Genomic DNA, 21,107 nt, shown 5'->3' on the forward strand with positions numbered 1-21,107 from the left:
TCAGGAAAAACCTTCTTGCTGGCAACCTAACCACCCTTCCCGTCCGGGGAAGGAGGAACGAATGACACGGCCGGTTGGTAAACTGGAGAGATCGTCAGGCAATAATTCACCCAGCGCACAGAACTGAATGCCCTGTTGGGCGGCGCGGGTCAGTAAATCGTCAAACATGTCGGCCAACGACATACCTTCCACTTCGGCGTGAATGGTATAGACCGGCACGCCGTTGTCGTGCTCGATGGCCTGCAGGATAAAATCATTAAACGTCGCCGTGGTCACTTCATTACCAATGACTTCGTCGTAGGTCGGTAAGGTCACCGGGATCTGTACCGTACCTGTTTCGCCGTTTTCCAGCAGCGGCAGGAAAGGTCGTTTGCCCCGGCAGTCGCTGTTGTAGCGAAAACCAAAGGTCTGTTTAACGTCAATCACCCGCTGGTCAGCGCGCCAACCCGCCACCGCCGAGCAATCCACCGCCCTGCCGATGCTGTTTTGCAGGGCTTCCAGCCCGAGGCGAATCTGTTTTTTCAGCTCAGGTTTGGACCATTTCGCCACTTTCGCCTGCCAGCCCTGATGATCCCAGGCGTGCAACCCCACTTCATGGCCGCGCTCTGCTGTCTCTTTCATCAGCGGCGCGAAATCGCGATAGATTTTCTTACCCGGCCACGCGGTGCCGGCCAGCAGAATATCCAGTCCGTACAATGAGGCCGCATTAGAACGCAGCATTTTCCACAGGAAGCGCGGACGTAAAAGGCGCCATAAATGACGCCCCATGTTGTCCGGTCCTACGCTGAAGAAAAAACTGGCTGTGATGTGATGTTTTTCCAGAACACGCAGTAATGAAGGGACACCCTTTCGGGTGCCGCTCCAGGTGTCGACATCAATTCGTAGTCCGACTTTTTTCATGCACAAATTCCGTTATGCCTGAGGGCTGTCTGGATTAACCGAACGCAGGAAGAAATCGAGGGTTTTGTCGACGGTTTTATCCATCGACACTTCAGGCGTCCAGTTGAGCAGACGTTTAGCATTTTTGATGCTCGGCGTGCGGTGCTCAACGTCCTGATAGCCTTTACCGTAGTAGCTGCTGCTTTCCACAGATTTAAAACCGGCAAACGGTGGGAACTGATCACGCAGCGGATGCGCTTCAAAGCTGCGCAATAGCATTTCTGCCAGTTCGCGGATGCTGGCTTCGTTAGTCGGGTTACCGATGTTAACGATCTGCCCGTCGCAACGGTTCTCTTTGTTCTCGATGATACGGAACAGTGCTTCGATACCATCGTTGATATCCGTAAAGCAGCGTTTCTGCTCACCGCCGTCCACCAGCTTGATAGGTGAACCTTCAACCAGGTTCAGGATCAGCTGGGTAATGGCGCGTGAACTACCAATACGTGCAGCATCGAGGTTATCCAGACGCGGTCCCATCCAGTTGAACGGACGGAACAGGGTAAAGCGCAGGCCTTCTTTCACGCCGTAGGCCCAGATAACACGGTCCAGCAACTGTTTGGAGACAGAGTAGATCCAGCGCTGTTTGTTGATCGGGCCAACAATCAGACGTGAAGTATCTTCATCGAACTCTTTATCGTCACACATACCGTAAACTTCAGAAGTCGACGGGAAGATGATGCGTTTTTTGTATTTCACGCAGTCACGGACGATTTTCAGGTTCTCTTCAAAATCGAGTTCGAATACGCGCAACGGGTTGCGGGTGTATTCGATTGGCGTGGCAATCGCCACCAGCGGCAGAATCACGTCGCATTTTTTGATGTGATATTCGATCCACTCGGAGTGGATGCTGATGTCACCTTCCACAAAGTGGAAGTGCGGGTTATCCATGAAGCGGCTGATAGCATCAGAGCTGATGTCCAGACCGAAGATCTCATAGTTATCTTCACGCAGTAGACGTTCGCTCAGGTGGTTACCGATAAAGCCGTTCACACCGAGGATCAACACGCGTGTGCGACGTTTCATTACCGACGTTGGTAATGAGCTGAGTCTCACGTCAGGCATGATGCCCAGTTCCAGCGACAGGCGTGAACCCTGAACGTAAAGACCAGATTCACTCTGACCGGCCAGAATCTCCAGTGCGCCTTCGCCACATGCTACAACCAGCGGATCACTCGACAGCACGGTACCCGGCTGTTTTTCGTGCGCGGTTGCCAGCGGGCGCGAACGCCAGATAGTCATTTTACGCTGACCCAGATAGGTGAACGCACCTGGGTAAGGTTCGGTTACGGCGCGGACCAGGTTATTGATTTCGGTTGCCGGTTTGTGCCAGTGAATTTCACCATCAGCCGCAGTACGGCGACCAAAATAGCTAGCCTGTGATTCATCCTGTGGCGTCAGGGTAATGTCGCCCTGCTTCATTTTTGGCAACACCTCCGCCAGCAGAACCTGTGCGGCATCGCGCACTTTGGCATGCAAGGTCAGAGCGATGTCGTCAGCACTGATAGGTACGGCACGCTGAGCAACAATGTCACCAGCATCAGGACGTTTAACCATCTTGTGCAGGGTAACACCGGTTTCTTTTTCGCCTTTCAGCAACGCCCAGTTAACCGGTGCGCGACCGCGGTAGCGCGGCAATAAGGAACCGTGCAGGTTGAAGCCGCCCTGTGGTGCCAGGGAGAGCACGTCATCGCTTATCATGTTGCGATAGTAGAAGGAGAAAATCACATCCGGCTGCAATTCACGGATACGATCAACCCACAGCGGATGATTCACATCTTCAGGGGCATACACCGGCAGGTTTAATCCGGCACCCAAGCGGGCAACGGAGGCGAAAAAGTTGTTTTCGTCCGGGGAATCGGTATGAGTAAATACCGCTTGTACGTCATAACCTGCGTCAACCAAGGCCTGTAGCCCGACGCAACCAATATCATGGTACGCAAATACAATCGCTTTCATCACTCTTCTTCCTGGCTGTTTTCGTCAGAACGCATTCCAACGACTTTTTGTACGAAATAACGGGGACGTGCACGGACATCATTATAGATTCGCCCGATGTACTCACCGAGTAATCCCATGCCTACAAACTGCGCACCGATGAACATGAATAACAGGGCAAACAGGGTGAAGACCCCTTCAGCTGCCCACTCCGGACCATTGATTAATCGCATCAAGATCAGGAATACCGCCAGTACGAAACCAAACAAGGCAATCAGGCTGCCCACCACACTCAGCATACGCAGAGGGGTCGTTGTCAGGCAGGTGATCAGGTCGTACATCAGGTTGATAAGTTTCATCAGACTGTACTTTGAATCGCCAAACTCGCGTTCCGAATGTTGCACCGGAATTTCCACGGTTCTGCGCGCAAAGGTATTGGCCAAAATAGGGATAAATGTGCTGCGCTCATGGCAATGCAGCATGGCTTCGATGATATGGCGACGATAAGCGCGCAGCATACAACCATAGTCACCCATGGATTTGCCGGTAGCACGCTGGATCATCATATTGATCATCTTGGATGCAGACTTACGGAACCATGAATCACGGCGGTTGGCACGCACGGTACCAACAACGTCATAGCCCTCTTCTGCTTTTGCCACCAAACGCGGAATTTCTTCCGGTGGGTTTTGCAAGTCGGCATCAAGCGTGATCACCAGGTCACCCGACACATGGCTGAAACCCGCCATAATGGCAGAGTGCTGGCCGTAGTTACGGTTAAGCAGCACAGCAATAATGCAGTTCTCCGGCTGTTCAGCGGCTTCGCTTAACATTTCGGCAGAACGGTCACTGCTGCCATCATCGATTAAGATGATTTCGTATTTTTGTGTGAGCTGACGGCAAGCGGCCTGTGTGCGGGAAAGCAGTGCCGGCAGGCTCTCTTCCTCGTTATAGACCGGTATGACTATCGAGACTTTTTTAATAGGTTCAAATTGCGCCACTACTTGGCCTCCGCAATGGAAAATAGAGCCGCGACAACGCGGTCTACATCGCTGTCCTGCATATCAGGGAACAGCGGCAAACTGCACAAACGGTCAGTGTTCCATTCACTGTGTGGCAGGCTTAAATCGGGATAGCGTTCACGATAATACTTCTGCGTATGGGCTGCACGGAAATGCAAACCGGTTCCGATGCCAAGCGCTTTCAGGCGCTCCATCAGTGCGTCACGGCTGATACCGCAGCGCGCTTCATCAACACGGATCATAAACAGATGCCAGGCATGCAGATGCGGATAGTCCGGCACCTTCATGGGCAGGAACGGCGAACCCAGAAGCTTTTGCAGATACAGATTCGCCAGTTCTGTGCGACGCGCGTTGATTTCAGGCAGACGGCGCAGTTGAACTACCGCGATAGCGGCATGAATATCAGAAAGGTTGTATTTGAAACCCGGTTCAATCACTTCCGCCTGTGGCTTACGCCCCTGCACTTCGCGATCAAACGCATCTACTGCGAGACCGTGGAACTTCAACGCGCGAACGCGTGCTGCCAGTTCGTCGTCATCGGTTGCCACCAGGCCACCTTCCGCACAGGTCATGTTTTTAATCGCGTGGAAGGAGAAAATTGCCGTCCCCTGCGAACCAATCCAGCGATCGCGGTAGCGCGTGCCTGCGGCATGTGCCGCATCTTCAACAATGGCAATGCCATGTTTTTCAGCCAGTGCGTAGAGAGGATCGAGGTCCAAAGGCGCGCCGGCATAGTGCACCGGGATAATTGCTTTGGTTTTCGGCGTAATGGCGGCAGCAACATCTTCTGCGCTGACCATCAGGGTATCCGGGTCAACATCAATCATTACCGGCTCTGCGCCCAGCAGCACGATCATATTGATAGTAGAAACCCAGGTCTGAGAAGGGGTAATAACTTCATCGCCCGGGCCAATACCCAGAGCCATGAGAGTGACGTGCATCCCACCGGTTGCCGAGCTGACAGCAATGGCGTGTTTACATCCGAAGGTTGCAGCAAAATCCTGTTCGAGCTGATGCGTCTGAGGCCCCGTAGTGATCCAGCCAGAACGCAGTACATGACTCACCGCCTCAATTTCTTCCTCGCCCATCGAAGGACGGGAGAAAGGCAAAAAATTTTCCATGACACAATCCCACAAGAGGTAATTTACTCGAAACAAACTTTAGTACGCGCTCAGTTAACAATAATTAAACGCAGAACTGAAATAATGAATGCACATTGACAGCTTAATCTTAATTTAACCTTAAGGCCCGTCAAGTTAACTCGATGAAAAATAGAAAGATATGTGATGTCACATGTATTTATTGAATAAATATATTAAGAATATCAGATAGATGAATGCTTTTTAGGATAACGGTGATAATAAAAAGCTCTATTAACGAAACCTCAACAGCGTGCAGTTAATTCTTAGCGGGCAATCTACTTTCACCATAAGTAGATTGTAAACAAGCGTGTCATTCATTATTCAGATCGGCTGCAACGAGGTATATCTGCTCAATTATGCCCCACCGTCGTCATAAGCCACTGCTGTCCGGCTACGTTGTGTATCTGAAAATCAACACCAAATACTGGCGTCAGGAGATCAACTTGCATGACCTCGTCGCGAGTTCCTGCCCTCTCAACCCGGCCATCAACCATCAGCCATACTTGATCAGCATGGTGCAATGTATGGTTGAGGTCATGATCGCTGATAACGGCAATGCCGCCGCTGGCGCAAAATTGTGTAATGAGGCTATCAAGGGCTAATTGCTGAGCAACATCCAGGCTGTTCATCGGCTCATCAAGCAGCATCAGATGAGCATAAGGATTAAGCGTCGGCCAGACTTGCAGCAGCACGGAAACCAGCCGGACCCGCTGCCATTCGCCACCGGATAGCCGCGTTACGGGCCTGGAAAGCTTATCCTGCAAATGCAGGGCGGATGTCAGCATAGCGACAGTCTGCTCCAGCAAAACAGGATCCGCTCCCGCAGGCTGATGCAATGAGAGAAATTGAAACACCGGCATCATTGATACCGGTGCGGATTGCTGGCAAAGATAGCCGCGCATCAGCGAGAGCGCTTTGCCGGATAACCCATCGAGCTGTTGCCCGGCAAGGCTGACACTCCCTCCCCCATCCAGCATCCCGGCAATACGTGCCAGCAGGCTGGTTTTACCGGCACCGTTCGGCCCGATAATATGCACCCGACGGCCTGCACTTACATGGCTTGTAAACGCCTGCAACCTGCCCGGCACACTCAGGTTTTGGCACTCCAGCATAGGCTCTCCTTGCTCAGCAATATAAGGGCTATTTTGCCAGAGCGAGTGCGATCGCTTCCGTCAGCAACGGGTCTTCTGGTGTCATATCTGGCGCGAAGCGCTGGATAACGGTACCGTCACGCCCGATCAGGAATTTCTCGAAGTTCCAGAGAATATCGCCCGCCTGCTTCGGCTCACGTCCTTTGCTTGCGAGACGCTGATAAAATTCACTGCCTTGCGGTTTTACGGCCTGCGGACAGGCAGCAATCAACGCTTTATACAGCGGATGGCGATTTTCACCGTTGACCTCAATTTTGCTGAACATCGGGAATTTGACACCAAAATTGGTAGTGCAGAAATTCTGGATCTCCTCTTCCGTGCCCGGTTCCTGTGCGCCAAACTCATTACATGGGAAGCCAAGCACTTCAAAACCCTGCTCGTGACGGGTCTGATAGAGTGTTTCCAGGCCTTCATACTGCTTGGTCAGTCCGCACTGGGATGCCACGTTAACCACCAACAGCACAGAGCCTTTATAGGCACCCAGCGTCGTGGTTTCGCCGTTAATTGTTGTCAGGGGAAGGTCAAAAATTGCATTACTCATCTTGAATATCCTTAGTTATTGGCAAGTGCTTCGTGCCGTAGGCGAAATGAAGAAAAGTCAAAGATAGCCCGTCCCTGGCGTGTCGTCGGTCAATCCTGTCTGATTCAGGCAGCTTTGACCAGCAGCCAGATGAAAATGGGCGCCCCAAGCGTTGCTGTCACTACGCCTATCGGCAATTCAGCGGAATAGAGTGCAATGCGGGCGAGTACATCGGCTAACAGCAATACCGCACCGCCCACCAGAGCACAGGCCGGTAATAAAGCACGCTGGTCAGTCATGCCACACAGCCGCAAGATATGGGGGATCACCAGCCCGACGAAGCCAATCACCCCGGCGATCGCCACACTCAGGCCCACCACCCAGCCGACCGCCAGAACCAGCAGGTTTCGCCACACAGCCACAGAGACCCCCAACTGCTGCGCCTGTCCGATCCCGAGTGAAAGCAGATTCAGCGTTCTCCCCTGAAAAATCATCCAGACAACTACGGGAATGAGCATCACGCCCAGCCAGCTTTGCCGCCAGTCCACCCCGCCAAACCCCCCCATCATCCAGTACATAAGCTGGCGTAAGTCCAGATTAGTGCTGAAGTAGACCGACCAGGTCATCACGGCACTGCAGACAATACCAATGGCGACCCCAACCAGAAGCAGGCGGGCATTAGTGAGCAGATGCTGTCTGGCGAAGTGCAATAAAAAGAAGGTGATCACCAGCGCACCGGCGACGGCAGAAAGACTCATGAGCCACACCGGCAGCAGGCCGTTTCCCAGCATAACGCACAGCACCAGCGCCACACCGGCACCGTTGGCAACGCCGAGCAGTCCGGGTTCGGCCAGGGGGTTTTCAAACAGTGACTGCATAACCGCACCGGAGACCGCCAGCCCTGCGCCAACCAGGACCACAGCAATGGCACGGGGAAGGCGTAACTGCCAGACGAAAAGCTGCCCTTGTGGACCTGACCAGCTATCCGGCCATAGCCAGTTTTCGCCCGCGCACAGGCTGAAAAGGAAAACAGCAATCAGCAACCCAATGAACAGAATCAATAATCGGCGATCCCGGCATTTTTGCCGCCGCTCAAGCTCTGAGAAAGAAGGGAGTGTTTTCAGCAAGTCGGGCATGAAAATGGGCATCCTGGCGCGACTGCCTCTCAGCAAATCATCGGCTACGGGGAAACTATAAATAAGTATCCTACCGATTCTATGTCATTTTTTGTCGAAATTTTCCAAAAGCCCATAAAAAAAACCAGCGCATATGCACTGGCCTTTGGAAAGGGATCCGACTTAGTGACGTTGACCGTCTGGTGGAATCGGCTGCCCGTTCCCCTGATGGTTATCATAACCGCCCTGATGCCCGTTGTTATCATGATGCGGGTCACCATGTTGCTGCTGATGGTGAGGCGGCTGCTCATGGGCACGATCATAATATTGTTTTGGTGGAGGTGAAGGCTGCCAGCGGTCACCGCGCCAGTACATACCATGGTTATTGCGATCACCGACGTGGTGCCCCTGATGTTCGTGCCACCACTGCGGCGGTCGCCAGTCGTAACCATCCCAGTAGTATCCGCGCTGGTCCTGATCTCCGATGTGAACCGACACGCCAGGTACGTTGACGTCTACCGTCACACCTGCCTGTGCGACGACAGGCAGTGCCAGTGCACAACAAAGCAGTAATAGAGATTTTTTCACAGTATCCACCTTATTTATTTCATAAACTTGTCCTTAACAAAATTTATAACAAGCAGAAGTAAAGCTGACCATGAGATAAAAGATGTTTTTCGGTTAACTTTCTTACAGCTTACAAAAAGAATACAAATATGTCCCCGCTGAAATATAACAGCAGGGGCATGCGGGGAAACTATTCAATTCTTATAATGCTCTTAACATATCTTAACGCTAGCCTGACAACAGCCTGATACCATTCTATTTATACTGAATGTGTTTAATCACACGAAGGATATATATATGCGTCGTATCATCGCTTTCTTAAGTGTCGCTCTGGTTATCGTCAGCCTGAGTGGTTGTATCTTCCCTGGCCACTACGGCCATGGCGGCTATCATGATGGTGGCCATCCACACTACTGGCATTGATAGTTAAACATTTAATTTCTTATTCCGTTTTCCTCTGACTGGCATCAGGAAAAACCGACCACTTTATGAATGATATTGCTGATAAGGGGCTTCGGCCCCTTATTTTATTTATATAAAACACTCCGACCAATAAACCACTCATTCCATCGCGACTCAATTTAATCTATCAGACTAATCCTGAATACCCAATCACCTTAACACTATCTTTTCACTTTATTAGCGGATTATTGATACCTTTATTATTTATGCCGAAATGATATAAAAGGTTTAGGAATGAAGGTAAAAAAAAGGCCGCTTTCGCGACCTTTTTGTCCAACTCACTTATTCTTTAGGAGTGGCATTCTCAACCCGGCTTTTCAACTTCTGTCCCGGACGGAAAGTCACCACACGGCGCGCCGTGATAGGAATATCTTCGCCGGTTTTCGGGTTACGTCCCGGACGTTGGTTTTTGTCACGCAGGTCAAAATTGCCAAAACCAGACAATTTAACTTGTTCGCCATTCTCCAAAGCGCGACGCACTTCTTCGAAGAACAGTTCGACCAGGTCTTTGGCATCCCGTTTGCTAAGCCCAAGCTTTTCAAACAGGTGTTCTGACATTTCAGCTTTAGTAAGCGCCATAGGTTCAATCCCTCAAGGATGCTTGGAATCGCTGCTTTAGAGCCTCTACACATTTTGCAACAGTAGCGGCGATCTCTTCTTCTTCCAGTGTACGAGCGGTATCCTGCAATACCAGACTGATAGCCAGGCTTTTATAACCCTCTGCCACGCCCTTCCCACGATACACGTCAAATAAGTTTACGCCAACTACCTGATTTGCGCCAACTTTCTTACACTCTACCAAAATATCTTCTGCAGGGACATTTTCAGCAACCACAACAGCGATGTCACGACGGTTTGCCGGGAAGCGCGAAATGGCTTTCGCATCAGGCAGCACGCGGTCTGCGACCTTATTCCACAGCAGTTCAAACACCACCGTACGACCGTTAAGGTCAAGCTTACGTTCCAGCTCAGGATGGACTACACCAATGAAACCAATACGTTCGCCGCGTAAATAAATTGCTGCACTCTGCCCAGGATGCAGCGCAGGATTCGTTTCGGTTTTGAACTGGATATCATCTAATTTGCCGGTAAGCTCAAGAATCGCCTCAAGATCACCTTTCAAATCGTAGTAGTCAACTGACTGGCGCGCCAGATCCCAATGTTCTTCATTTTTATTGCCAGTGATCACCGCAGACAGCATGACGTCCTGACGGATACCCAGATTCGCTTGAGTATCAGGAACAAAGCGCAGGCCACTTTCAAAAATACGCACGCGGCTCTGCTGGCGGTTTTGGTTGTAAACCGCGGATGTCAGCAAGCCCGTCCATAGAGAAAGACGCATTGCTGACATTTCAACAGAAATCGGGCTCGGTAAAATTAGCGCTTCTTCACCTGGGTGCAACAAATTTTGAATTTTTGGGTCGACGAAACTGTAGGTGATAGCTTCCTGGAAACCGCGGTCAACCAGTAGATTTTTAACGCGTTTAAGCGACAAATCGGCTTCGCGGTGTTTGGTCATTTCAAGATTAGCTTTTACTGGCACATCCGGAATGTTGTTGTAACCATAAACACGGGCCACTTCTTCAACCAGATCTTCTTCGATCTGCATATCGAAACGCCAGCTTGGTGCCACAGCGGTCCAGCCACCGTCTTTCTGTTCAACCTTACAGCCTAGGCGCGTCAGAATGTCCGTGACCTGTGCATCGTTAACATGGTGACCGATCAGGCGATCCAGTTTTTCCCGACGCAACGAAATAGTGGCTGCTTTTGGCAAATCTTTTTCTGATGTCACGTCGATGACCGGACCGGCAGCACCACCGCAAATCTCCAGCAGCAGTGCGGTAGCGCGCTCCATCGCTTTGTGCTGCAACGCCGGGTCAACACCGCGCTCATAACGGTGAGAAGCATCGGTATGCAATCCCTGACGGCGCGCACGCCCCGTAATAGACAGCGGGTTAAAGAAAGCGCACTCTAGCAGCACATCCTGCGTTTCAATATTCACACCCGAGTGTTCACCACCGAAAATACCAGCCATCGCCAGTGCTTTTTCGTGGTCTGCAATCACCAGCATGTCATCGTTGAGCTTAGTCTTGGTGCCATCAAGTAACGTCAGCGCTTCATCTTTCTGCGCCATACGGACTACGATACCGCCCTGAATACGGTTCAGATCAAAAGCATGCATCGGCTGGCCGAGTTCAAGCAGCACGAAATTGGTGATATCTACAACCGGATCGATTGAACGGATGCCACAACGACGCAGCTTTTCACGCATCCACAAAGGCGTTGCCGCTTTAACGTTGATGCCTTTCACTACGCGGCCCAAATAGCGTGGGCAGGCTTCTGTCGCTTTGACATCAATAGGCAGGACATCACTGATGGTGGCGGCGACTGGCGACATATCAGGCTCGTTTAACGACATCTGATAAAAAACTGCCACGTCTCGTGCTACACCAATAATACCCAAGCAATCGGCGCGGTTTGGCGTTACGCTGATTTCAATCGTGCTGTCATCAAGCTTGAGGTATTCGCGAATATCGGTGCCGACTGGGGCATCAGCAGATAATTCGATGATGCCGTCATGGTCTTCGGAAATACCCAGCTCAGAAAACGAGCAAAGCATCCCTTCAGAAGGTTCACCACGTAGTTTCGCGGCTTTAATTTTAAAATCACCCGGTAGTACGGCGCCTACGGTCGCAACCGCGACTTTAAGACCCTGGCGACAGTTCGGTGCCCCGCAGACGATATCGAGCAGGCGTTCGCCACCCACGTTCACCTTGGTGACACGCAGTTTGTCAGCGTTAGGATGCTGACCGCACTCGACAACTTCACCGACGACGACGCCGTGGAAAGCACCGGCAACAGGCTCTACGCCGTCAACTTCCAGACCGGCCATGGTGATTTGGTCAGATAATGCTTCGCTGCTGATGGCTGGGTTTACCCACTCACGCAACCAGAGTTCACTGAATTTCATGTGATATTCCCGCCTTACTTAAACTGTTTGAGGAAACGCAGATCGTTTTCGAAGAATGCACGCAAGTCTGTCACGCCGTAACGCAGCATCGTCAGACGCTCCATTCCCATACCGAATGCAAAACCGGAGTAAATTTCCGGGTCAATGCCGACGTTACGCAACACGTTCGGGTGCACCATGCCGCAACCTAACACTTCCAGCCACTTGCCATTTTTGCCCATAACATCCACTTCAGCAGAAGGCTCAGTAAACGGGAAGTAGGAAGGACGGAACCGGATCTGCAAATCAGCTTCAAAGAAGTTGTTCAGGAAATCATGCAACGTACCTTTCAGATTGGTGAAGCTGATGTCTTTATCAACAATCAGGCCTTCCATCTGGTGGAACATCGGCGTGTGCGTCTGGTCGTAGTCGTTACGGTAAACACGGCCAGGTGCAATGATACGGATAGGTGGCTGTTGCCCTTTCATGGTACGGATCTGCACGCCAGAGGTTTGGGTACGCAGCAAACGCGTAGCATCAAACCAGAAAGTGTCGTGATCTGCACGAGCCGGGTGGTGGCCAGGGATATTCAGCGCATCGAAGTTATGGTAGTCATCTTCAATTTCTGGACCGGTTTCCACGGTAAAACCTAATTCACCAAAGAAAGTTTCAATGCGATCGATTGTGCGGGTCACTGGATGCAAACCGCCGTTTTCGATACGACGACCCGGCAGTGAGACATCAATGGTCTCTTCGGCCAGACGCGCGTTCAGCACGGCTGACTCCAGCGTATTTTTTCGCGCATTCAGGGCATCCTGAACCTGCGTTTTCGCTTCGTTGATCACGGCGCCTGCTGCCGGGCGCTCTTCTGCTGGCAATTCACGCAGCGTCGTCATCTGGAGCGTCAGGTGGCCTTTCTTACCAAGATACTCGACACGCACGTTATCCAGCGTGGCAATATCCTGAGCACTCTCTACGGCGGCCTTGGCGTTGGCAACCAGTTCTGCGAGATGTGGCATTGCTTTCCTCTTCTTCTGGCCTGTATGGCCGGATGTGAAATAACTGTTATTAATCAGGGGCGCGATTTTGGCCCTGGACCTTAACGAATAAAGAACAGATACAAAAAAGCCTCCACGAGGGAGGCTTAGGCGCTACTTTTCGTTTCTTCTCTTACGCGCGAAAGCCTTCCTGAATCAGGCGCTAAAGTAAAAAAAGAAACGGAAAATAGCAGCATTCATGCTTGCAGTACCTTGTTGGTTTGATGCGAAATCGGCTAACGCTGACACCAGTAGGGAATTAAACCACTAATCCGACTGATTATAAACAAAAAAGAGGGAGCAAGCTCCCTCTTTCTTAGCTGACTTACGCCAGTGCTGCTTTCGCTTTTTCTACCAGTGCGCTGAACGCGAACTTATCGAAAACGGCGATATCAGCCAAAATCTTACGGTCAATTTCAATAGAAGCTTTTTTCAAGCCGTTAATGAATTTGCTGTAAGACATGTCGTTCTGACGAGCTGCTGCGTTGATACGCGCGATCCACAGCTGACGGAACTGACGTTTCTTTTGACGACGGTCACGGTAGGCGTATTGACCAGCTTTGATAACAGCCTGGAATGCAACACGATATACGCGCGAACGGGCACCGTAGTAACCTTTCGCCTGCTTTAAAATTTTCTTGTGACGTGCACGTGCAATCACACCACGTTTTACGCGAGCCATATGCTCTCCTGAGTATTATTCTTGATTAAAAAAAGTGTATTTATGCGTACGGCAAACATGCGATGACAAGACCCAAATCGTTCTTGGATACCATGCCTTTAGGACGCAAATGACGTTTACGCTTAGTAGCTTTTTTGGTCAGAATATGACGCAGGTTAGCGTGCTTACGCTTGAAACCACCACTACCGGTTTTCTTAAAGCGTTTAGCGGCGCCACGTACTGTTTTGATCTTTGGCATTTTACATTCCACTTCGCATTGTTAGTAACATGAATCAGAAAGGCGAACTAACCCCGCACAGCGCAAGCACTGTGCGGGGTTAGTTACTTGGAAGCCTTACTGTTTCTTCTTAGGTGCGAGCACCATGATCATCTGACGACCTTCGATCTTCGTAGGGAAGGATTCGACAACGGCCAGTTCAGAATCTTCACACAGGTCTTTACGGACGCGGTTAAGCACTTCCATACCGATCTGTTGGTGCGCCATTTCACGCCCACGGAAACGCAGGGTGATCTTGGCTTTATCGCCATCTTCCAGAAAGCGAATCAGGTTGCGTAGTTTGACCTGATAGTCGCCATCATCGGTACCAGGTCGGAATTTAATTTCCTTAACCTGAATAACTTTTTGTTTCTTCTTCTGCTCTTTAGTCGACTTGCTCTTCTCGTAGAGGAATTTGCCGTAATCCATGATTCGACAAACTGGCGGCTCGGCATTCGGACTGATTTCTACTAAATCGACGCCCGCTTCCTCAGCTTTTTCAAGAGCTTCATTCAGACTGACAATACCAATCTGCTCGCCATCGACGCCGGTGAGGCGAACTTCTTGCGCGCGAATCTCTTTGTTAATGCGATTAGGACGCGCCGGTTGAACTCGTTTTCCGCCTTTAATACTTTATTCCTCCAGTTGATGAAGACTTCTGCTGCGGATCTCCGCGAGCAGTTTGTCAACGACTTCGCTGACGTCCATGCTTCCTAAGTCTTTTCCGCGGCGGGTACGAACGGCAACTTTGCCCGCTTCTACCTCTTTATCGCCACAAACCAACATATAAGGAACACGACGCAGCGTGTGTTCGCGAATTTTAAAGCCAATCTTCTCATTTCTCAAGTCGGCTTTAACGCGAATGCCTGCTTCTTGCAGTTTTTTAGTTAATTCTTCGACATAGGTAGCTTGTGTGTCAGTAATATTCATTACGACTACCTGAACCGGAGCAATCCATGTTGGGAAGAAGCCCGCATATTCTTCGGTAAGAATACCGATGAAGCGTTCCATTGAACCCAGAATTGCACGGTGAATCATTACCGGTACCTGACGATCGTTGCTTTCGCCGATATAAGATGCGTTTAGGCGGCCGGGTAATGAAAAGTCGAGTTGCACGGTACCACACTGCCACGCACGATCCAAACAATCATGCAAGGTGAATTCAATTTTCGGGCCATAGAACGCCCCTTCACCTGGCTGATATTCAAATTCAATTTTATTTTCAGTCAGCGCTGCAGCAAGGTCATCCTCCGCACGGGTCCACATTTCGTCAGTACCAATGCGTTTTTCTGGACGGGTTGATAACTTAACCACAATCTTTTCAAAACCAAAGGTGCTGTACATGTCGTAAACCATGCGGATACAGCTGTTAACTTCGTCACGCACCTGCTCTTCAGTACAGAAGATGTGAGCATCATCCTGAGTGAAGCCACGTACGCGCATCAGTCCATGCAATGCGCCAGAAGGCTCATTACGGTGACAGCTACCAAATTCAGCCATACGCAATGGCAAATCACGGTAAGACTTCAGGCCCTGATTAAAAATCTGCACGTGACCTGGGCAGTTCATCGGCTTGATGCAATATTCACGGTTCTCAGAAGAGGTCGTAAACATTGCTTCTTTGTAGTTGTCCCAGTGACCGGTTTTTTCCCACAGTACGCGGTCCATCATGAACGGACCTTTCACTTCCTGATAGTCATAAGACTTCAGTTTCATGCGCACAAAGGCTTCCAGCTCACGGAAGATTGTCCAGCCATCGTTATGCCAGAACACCATACCTGGTGCTTCTTCCTGCATGTGGTAGAGATCTAACTGCTTACCAATTTTACGGTGATCACGCTTACCCGCCTCTTCCAGACGTTGCAGGTATGAGTTCAGCTGTTTTTTCTCAGCCCAGGCGGTACCGTAGATACGTTGCAGCATTTTATTTTTGCTGTCGCCGCGCCAGTATGCCCCTGAGGTTTTCTGCAGTTTGAAATGATGGCAGAAACGCATATTTGGGACGTGGGGGCCACGGCACATATCTACGTATTCTTCGTGATGATACAAACCTGGCTGGTCATCATGACTGATGTTCTCATCCAGAATCGCCACTTTGTACTGCTCACCACGGCTGTCAAAAGTATCGCGCGCTTCTTGCCAGCTGACTTTCTTTTTAATAACGTCGTAATTCTTTTCAGCCAGTTCATGCATGCGTTTTTCAAGCAGATCAATGTCTTCCTGAGTCAGCGTGCGATCTAAATCGACGTCGTAGTAGAAACCGTTGTCGATAACCGGGCCGATGGCCATTTTGGTGTTCGGCCACAATTGCTTAATTGCATGGCCTAACAGATGCGCACAGGAGTGACGCAATATTTCCAAACCAGCTTCGTCTTTTGTGGTGATGATCGCGAGTTGCGCATCTTCGGTGATCAAATCTGTTGCATCAACCAGTTCGCCATTAACGCGCCCTGCGATACAGGCTTTCGCCAGACCAGGACCAATATCAAGGGCGACATCAAGAGGTGAAACAGGAGCATCAAACGAACGCTGGCTTCCATCGGGAAGAGTAATAACAGGCATTTTAATTCCTCATCTACAGTGGTGCCCCACACGACAGAGCACATATAGAACAATATTTGAGTGTGAATTCATTCGATTTGTTACGCTATTCAGCTCTACTTTGCCGAATATAGACACCCATGAAGCCCTGATTCCATTGCCTCAAGATGCGACGTAAAAAACGCCAGTCAGTGTAACATCCGTAAAGTGCGCTTTTCCAGCAACCTGAGTTGCTTATTGATGCTATTTTTCGTGTAATTCCCGTCAGCATTCACACGTTAAAAGGACGTAATTAAATGGATAATAACTTATGACTGAAATCGGCCTCTTGTTTAAAGCGATCGGCTTAGGATTGGTGATCCTGCTGCCGCTGGCAAATCCGCTGACCACAGTCGCATTGTTATTAGGATTATCAGGGAATATGACCGAGCAGGAGCGTAACCGTCAGTCGATGATGGCTTCTGTTTATGTGTTTATTATCATGATGGTGACCTACTACGCAGGTCAGGTGGTGATGAATACCTTCGGCATTTCCATTCCGGGGCTGCGTATTGCAGGCGGTCTGATTGTTGCCTTTATCGGTTTTCGGATGCTTTTCCCTCAGCCACATGCTGAAGAGAAAACCATGGTAGAGCATAAAACCGAGGAGATGAAAAAACAGGACTCACCCAATATCGCCTTTGTTCCACTGGCCATGCCAAGCACTGCAGGCCCCGGGACCATTGCGATGATTATCAGCAGCGCATCGGCAATTAAAGACGGGGTGGATTATCCTGCATGGGTTATCACTGTCGCGCCGGTGTTAATTTTTCTGATTATTGGCCTGATTCTTTGGGTTTGCCTGAGAAGTTCCGGGGCGATTATGCGTCTGGTCGGGAAAAGCGGGATTGAAGCGATTTCACGTGTGATGGGATTCTTACTGGTCTGTATGGGCGTTCAGTTTGGCATTAACGGAATTCTGGAGATTATTGCACACTATCCGCCAGCGGCCTGAGAGGCACGCTGACGGACAGAATGAACAAGGCTTATCGCATCGCCAGATAAGCGTTGTTCACTTTCCACAAGTAACGAGGCGCTTGTGGCGCAGGATGTTTTTGCTGCACGTGTTTATAGAATTGTTCCGGCGTCATTTGATTAATTTTAGCCACGGCATACGTTTTGTCACTGGAGAAGGTTCTCAGCAAGGCGCCGGCGCCGTTCACATAGGCCACGGTAGTGGCATAACGCCGCGTTTGTGGGTCACTGATCCCAGCCAGTTGCTGTTGCAGCATACTCAGATACGCAGTGCCTAAATCGATATTCACTGCAGGATCTTTTAATTCATAGGTACTCGGCTGACCATTCCGCCCTTTCATACGGTAGGCATCACGCCCTGCTGTTGACGCTTTGAGCTGCATTAAACCTACGGCGTTAGACTTGCTCACGACAGTGGGATTAAATCCCGATTCAACCTGAATAATCGCTTTTACCAGTGTTTCATCAACACCATAGGTATTAGCGGCCTGGTGTATAACGCTTCCGTATGGGCCCTGATGCATCATGGACGTGTCCGGGGTAGCGGCCGGTGGATTCAGAAAATGAGTCCGTTGTACCGGCGTTTCTTTAGCGCAACCTGCTAATAAAAGCGCGGCCATCAAATAAAGAATTTTTGGTTTCACGTTATGCCTCTCGCGACGTTGACGGAAGCCAGCATATACATCTTCTTCACACACCTGAATATATTTTTAGTCTATGATGAATAATGTTCCGTGAAACAAAGATGTTAGAAGTTAGTCGATAAGATAATTCTGGTTATATTTGCTCATTCATTTCACTTATTCTTATTTTTTCACTTTTCATTGATGCAAACACAAGACGCGATGCGAGCTGAACTGTATATATTTACCTCATGACCTGATTTAGCTGTGGGCGGGATCAGGTTTTTACAGCGGTAAATACGCTAACTTAATGAATTATCAGGCCAGTCAGAAGGGGTGATTCCATGTGGCAAGCCGTTAATCGTCTGTTAAGTGAACATCTTGGCAATGCTGAAATCCGCGAACGCGTTGAGCTGCCGGGGGGAGAAATACACCCTGCCTGGCGCCTGAGTTACGGCGACAGAGACGTTTTTGTGAAATGCAACGCACGTGAAATGTTACCCATCTTCTCCGCTGAGGCCGATCAGCTTTCACTGCTTGCCCATAGCCAGACGGTACGCGTACCCGAGGTTTATGGCGTGGGCAGCGATCGTGACTACAGTTTCCTGTTACTGGAATACATGCCGCTCGAGCCGTTGGATGCCCATAATGCCTATCTTCTGGGGCAACAGCTTTCAGATTTGCATCAATGGAGTGAGCAGTTGCAGTTTGGTCTCGACTTCGATAACGAACTGGCCACGCTTCCTCAGCCCAATACCTGGCAACGTCGCTGGGCCACCTTCTTCGCTGAACAACGCATTGGCTGGCAGTTGCAGCTCGCAGCCGAAAAAGGCATGAACTTTGGGAATATCGAAGACATCACCACCATGGTAGAAGCCCGTTTGCATAACCACCAGCCACGCCCTTCTCTACTGCACGGCGATTTGTGGCCACACAACTGTGGATTAGCCACCAGTGGACCGGTGATTTTTGACCCGGCCTGTTATTGGGGTGACCGCGAATGCGATCTGGCCATGTTGCCGTTATATCCTAAAGTCCCGACCAATATTTATGATGGTTATCAAAGCCGGACTCCCCTTCCTGATGATTTCGTCCAGCGTCAGCCGATATATCAGCTCTATTATTTACTCAATCGCAGTAATCTTTTCGGCGGTCAACACTCCGTGGTCGCGCAACGTGCGGTCGAACGCCTGTTACGCAGTGACGAGGGATAAACCCGTAAAAAAACCTGAGTCTATTTCGGCTCAGGTCTGATGGGAATAAATTAAAAACAGTATTCAGGGTGCTTAACTCAGCCAAATAAACCCAGCAATTTCAAAATGAAATAGGCAATCACGGCCAGTACAATCGGTAGAATATACAAAGGGAAGTACTGCACGAAAATAGTGTGGCGCGGCAAAATAATGCGTTCTTCAATTTGTTGTTTCGTCCGGCCTTCACTGCCTTTTGCCTGCTCAAGAATCAATTGATCCTGAATTCCTTCACGGATATGCGTCACCTGTCGCGACATTCTTGCCCCAGAAGCCTGAAGCGCCAGCCCGACGAAGATCAGCCAGTAAATGATGAAAAACATGGTATTGGCGCTGGTCACGCCCTGTCCAAGCACCGGTACGGGTGAGTTGTACCAGAACATATTCAGAAAATTGGTATTAAAACGCACCATATCGACCATCACGTGGACGAAGTCCAGCATCACCGCATTGATCCCCTGCTGGGCTTTACTGTGTTCATAGACAAAGTTAAGCAGCGAAATGCCCGTGGACAATAATGCGGGAAGAAAAACCACCCATCCCATGATCCGTTTTAGTACCGCAACGCGCCCGGCTTGTTGATACGTCATGAATTCCCCTTGTAAGGACGTGTCAGTTATCCGCCTAAGTTTACCTACAGAATCTCAACACCGCCCACTGTTTTAATGGCTTAGGGAAAAAGTCAGCAAAATACGTACAGGCCGCTGTGCATTTTCACTCTTTCGCCTGTGTCGTGGCGAATGCTAAAGTGATGGTCCCCACACGACGGAGTGATAACTGATGGCCTATATACGCCCTGTTACTGCAGCAATTTTTGATATGGATGGTCTGCTGATCGATTCTGAACCCTTATGGACGCAGGCAGAACTGGATGTTTTTGGCAGCCTGGGGCTGGATCTGTCACAGCGGCATTTATTGCCTGACACACTGGGTCTGAGAATCGATCAGGTCGTAAGAATGTGGTATCAGGCGATGCCATGGCAGGGGCCAAGTCAGGCCGAAGTAACACAGCAGGTTATTGCACGTGCCATTGAACTGGTTGAACAGACAAGACCACTGCTGCCGGGTGTGACACATGCTCTAGAATTGTGCCGTGATCAGGGGCTGAAAATTGGTCTGGCATCCGCATCACCTCTGCACATGCTCGATACCGTGCTAGAAATGTTTAATTTAACTCCCTATTTCCAGGTGCGTGTTTCCGCAGAGCACCTGCCTTACAGCAAACCGCATCCTGAAGTCTATTTGCAGGCGGCAGGCCAGTTGCAGGTTGACCCGTTAAATTGCGTGACGCTGGAAGATTCCTTTAACGGAATGATTGCGACGAAAGCCGCGCGTATGCGCTCTATTGTCGTCCCGGCTCATGAGTTCAGTGAGGATCCGCGCTGGGCGTTGGCTGACGTCAAACTCTCGTCGCTGGAAAAGCTTACGGCCACGTATATACGCTGATAATATCGGGCGCGCGGTGGTGCGCCCGATGCTTCCTCACAGAATGCGACCAGATAGGGTTTAAAGAAAATCAGCGCGTTTGGGTGAAAACGTATCTATCAGTACGCTGTCTTGCTCAAGCGCAACAACGCCATGCATCTGATGTTTCACCGCACGGTAAGCATCGCCCGTTTTAAGCACCTTTTTTGCGCCCTCTATTTCCACTTCAAAACAGCCAGCAGCAACATAAGCAATCTGATCATGAATATCATGCAGGTGAGCCACACCTATTGCGCCTTTATCAAACTGGACGGCCACCATCATCAGCTCATCACTCCAGGTCATTATCTTGCGCCGAATCCCGTTACCTAACTCTTCCCAGGCAGTTTCATCATTTATAAAGAAGGTTTTCATGACTTTTCTCCGCAACCCATGACTTAAAAATGTCCCACCGCGCCGCAAAGGGCCGCGCTTTC

Annotated in this window: 22 protein-coding genes and 1 other annotated feature; of the genes, 3 read left to right on the forward strand and 19 right to left on the reverse strand. The window is 50.1% G+C overall.

Annotated elements, in window-relative coordinates; translation table 11 throughout:
• From arnD to thrS, 16 genes are all read right to left on the reverse strand, one after another.
• Positions 1 to 900, reverse strand: a complete 900-nt coding sequence (gene arnD / locus ACZRKO_RS08315) for a 4-deoxy-4-formamido-L-arabinose-phosphoundecaprenol deformylase (RefSeq protein ID WP_463736734.1) — start codon at positions 898 to 900, stop codon at positions 1 to 3.
• 12 nt (positions 901 to 912) lie between these two features.
• Positions 913 to 2,895, reverse strand: a complete 1,983-nt coding sequence (gene arnA / locus ACZRKO_RS08320; RefSeq protein WP_463736735.1) for a bifunctional UDP-4-amino-4-deoxy-L-arabinose formyltransferase/UDP-glucuronic acid oxidase ArnA — start codon at positions 2,893 to 2,895, stop codon at positions 913 to 915.
• Entirely contained in the window at positions 2,895 to 3,875 is a 981-nt protein-coding gene (gene arnC / locus ACZRKO_RS08325) for an undecaprenyl-phosphate 4-deoxy-4-formamido-L-arabinose transferase (protein ID WP_463736736.1), read from the reverse strand. The genes arnA and arnC overlap by 1 nt, the downstream gene beginning before the upstream one ends.
• On the reverse strand, positions 3,875 to 5,017 hold the full coding sequence (gene arnB, locus ACZRKO_RS08330; RefSeq protein WP_463736737.1) for a UDP-4-amino-4-deoxy-L-arabinose aminotransferase: 1,143 nt from the start codon (positions 5,015 to 5,017) through the stop codon (positions 3,875 to 3,877). The genes arnC and arnB overlap by 1 nt, the downstream gene beginning before the upstream one ends.
• A gap of 371 nt (positions 5,018 to 5,388) precedes the next feature.
• Positions 5,389 to 6,150, reverse strand: coding sequence for a vitamin B12 ABC transporter ATP-binding protein BtuD (btuD, locus tag ACZRKO_RS08335; protein WP_463736738.1), 762 nt, complete (start codon positions 6,148 to 6,150; stop codon positions 5,389 to 5,391).
• Positions 6,151 to 6,178: 28 nt separating this feature from the next.
• Complete coding sequence (locus ACZRKO_RS08340) at positions 6,179 to 6,730, reverse strand: glutathione peroxidase (RefSeq protein ID WP_463736739.1); 552 nt, start codon at positions 6,728 to 6,730, stop codon at positions 6,179 to 6,181.
• A 104-nt stretch (positions 6,731 to 6,834) separates the two neighbouring features.
• Positions 6,835 to 7,833 carry a vitamin B12 ABC transporter permease BtuC gene (btuC, locus tag ACZRKO_RS08345; protein WP_463737509.1) on the reverse strand — a complete coding sequence of 333 codons (999 nt, stop codon included), beginning with the start codon at positions 7,831 to 7,833 and terminating at the stop codon, positions 6,835 to 6,837.
• A 174-nt stretch (positions 7,834 to 8,007) separates the two neighbouring features.
• Positions 8,008 to 8,412 carry a DUF2502 domain-containing protein gene (locus tag ACZRKO_RS08350; protein WP_463736740.1) on the reverse strand — a complete coding sequence of 135 codons (405 nt, stop codon included), beginning with the start codon at positions 8,410 to 8,412 and terminating at the stop codon, positions 8,008 to 8,010.
• A 723-nt stretch (positions 8,413 to 9,135) separates the two neighbouring features.
• Entirely contained in the window at positions 9,136 to 9,432 is a 297-nt protein-coding gene (ihfA, locus tag ACZRKO_RS08355) for an integration host factor subunit alpha (protein ID WP_004717732.1), read from the reverse strand.
• A 4-nt stretch (positions 9,433 to 9,436) separates the two neighbouring features.
• Complete coding sequence (pheT, locus tag ACZRKO_RS08360; RefSeq protein WP_463736741.1) at positions 9,437 to 11,824, reverse strand: phenylalanine--tRNA ligase subunit beta; 2,388 nt, start codon at positions 11,822 to 11,824, stop codon at positions 9,437 to 9,439.
• 14 nt (positions 11,825 to 11,838) lie between these two features.
• A complete protein-coding gene (pheS, locus tag ACZRKO_RS08365) occupies positions 11,839 to 12,822 on the reverse strand; it encodes a phenylalanine--tRNA ligase subunit alpha (RefSeq protein WP_463736742.1) in 984 nt (327 codons plus the stop codon).
• A 99-nt stretch (positions 12,823 to 12,921) separates the two neighbouring features.
• Positions 12,922 to 13,046, reverse strand: a sequence feature (Phe leader region).
• Positions 12,997 to 13,041 (reverse strand): pheST operon leader peptide PheM, encoded by a 45-nt coding sequence (pheM, locus tag ACZRKO_RS08370; protein ID WP_106120997.1) that lies wholly within the window; start codon positions 13,039 to 13,041, stop codon positions 12,997 to 12,999. It overlaps the preceding feature by 45 nt.
• A gap of 119 nt (positions 13,047 to 13,165) precedes the next feature.
• Positions 13,166 to 13,522 carry a 50S ribosomal protein L20 gene (gene rplT, locus ACZRKO_RS08375; RefSeq protein WP_034791189.1) on the reverse strand — a complete coding sequence of 119 codons (357 nt, stop codon included), beginning with the start codon at positions 13,520 to 13,522 and terminating at the stop codon, positions 13,166 to 13,168.
• Between the two features lie 40 nt (positions 13,523 to 13,562).
• The gene (gene rpmI / locus ACZRKO_RS08380; protein WP_463736743.1) at positions 13,563 to 13,760 is read right to left on the reverse strand and encodes a 50S ribosomal protein L35; all 198 of its coding nucleotides are present in this window, start codon (positions 13,758 to 13,760) and stop codon (positions 13,563 to 13,565) included.
• A 96-nt stretch (positions 13,761 to 13,856) separates the two neighbouring features.
• On the reverse strand, positions 13,857 to 14,408 hold the full coding sequence (infC, locus tag ACZRKO_RS08385; RefSeq protein ID WP_013576136.1) for a translation initiation factor IF-3: 552 nt from the start codon (positions 14,406 to 14,408) through the stop codon (positions 13,857 to 13,859).
• A gap of 3 nt (positions 14,409 to 14,411) precedes the next feature.
• On the reverse strand, positions 14,412 to 16,340 hold the full coding sequence (gene thrS, locus ACZRKO_RS08390; RefSeq protein ID WP_463736744.1) for a threonine--tRNA ligase: 1,929 nt from the start codon (positions 16,338 to 16,340) through the stop codon (positions 14,412 to 14,414).
• A 289-nt stretch (positions 16,341 to 16,629) separates the two neighbouring features.
• Here thrS and ACZRKO_RS08395 point away from each other — a divergent pair, with 289 nt between their 5' ends.
• Positions 16,630 to 17,313 carry a MarC family NAAT transporter gene (locus ACZRKO_RS08395; RefSeq protein ID WP_463736745.1) on the forward strand — a complete coding sequence of 228 codons (684 nt, stop codon included), beginning with the start codon at positions 16,630 to 16,632 and terminating at the stop codon, positions 17,311 to 17,313.
• Between the two features lie 31 nt (positions 17,314 to 17,344).
• Here ACZRKO_RS08395 and ACZRKO_RS08400 read toward each other — a convergent pair whose 3' ends face one another.
• Complete coding sequence (locus ACZRKO_RS08400; RefSeq protein ID WP_463737510.1) at positions 17,345 to 17,977, reverse strand: transglycosylase SLT domain-containing protein; 633 nt, start codon at positions 17,975 to 17,977, stop codon at positions 17,345 to 17,347.
• A gap of 323 nt (positions 17,978 to 18,300) precedes the next feature.
• On the opposite strand from ACZRKO_RS08400, the gene ACZRKO_RS08405 reads away from it, so the two are divergent.
• Positions 18,301 to 19,170 carry a fructosamine kinase family protein gene (locus ACZRKO_RS08405; protein WP_463736746.1) on the forward strand — a complete coding sequence of 290 codons (870 nt, stop codon included), beginning with the start codon at positions 18,301 to 18,303 and terminating at the stop codon, positions 19,168 to 19,170.
• A 77-nt stretch (positions 19,171 to 19,247) separates the two neighbouring features.
• Here the strand turns inward: ACZRKO_RS08405 and ACZRKO_RS08410 are convergent, their stop codons facing one another.
• A complete protein-coding gene (locus ACZRKO_RS08410) occupies positions 19,248 to 19,796 on the reverse strand; it encodes a YniB family protein (protein ID WP_463736747.1) in 549 nt (182 codons plus the stop codon).
• A gap of 190 nt (positions 19,797 to 19,986) precedes the next feature.
• Here ACZRKO_RS08410 and hxpB point away from each other — a divergent pair, with 190 nt between their 5' ends.
• Complete coding sequence (gene hxpB / locus ACZRKO_RS08415; RefSeq protein WP_463736748.1) at positions 19,987 to 20,652, forward strand: hexitol phosphatase HxpB; 666 nt, start codon at positions 19,987 to 19,989, stop codon at positions 20,650 to 20,652.
• Positions 20,653 to 20,712: 60 nt separating this feature from the next.
• On the opposite strand, the gene ACZRKO_RS08420 is transcribed toward hxpB, so the two are convergent.
• Positions 20,713 to 21,045 (reverse strand): cupin domain-containing protein, encoded by a 333-nt coding sequence (locus tag ACZRKO_RS08420; protein ID WP_463736749.1) that lies wholly within the window; start codon positions 21,043 to 21,045, stop codon positions 20,713 to 20,715.
• Positions 21,046 to 21,107: the final 62 nt, after the last annotated feature.

This window comes from Ewingella sp. C233 (assembly GCF_055407225.1).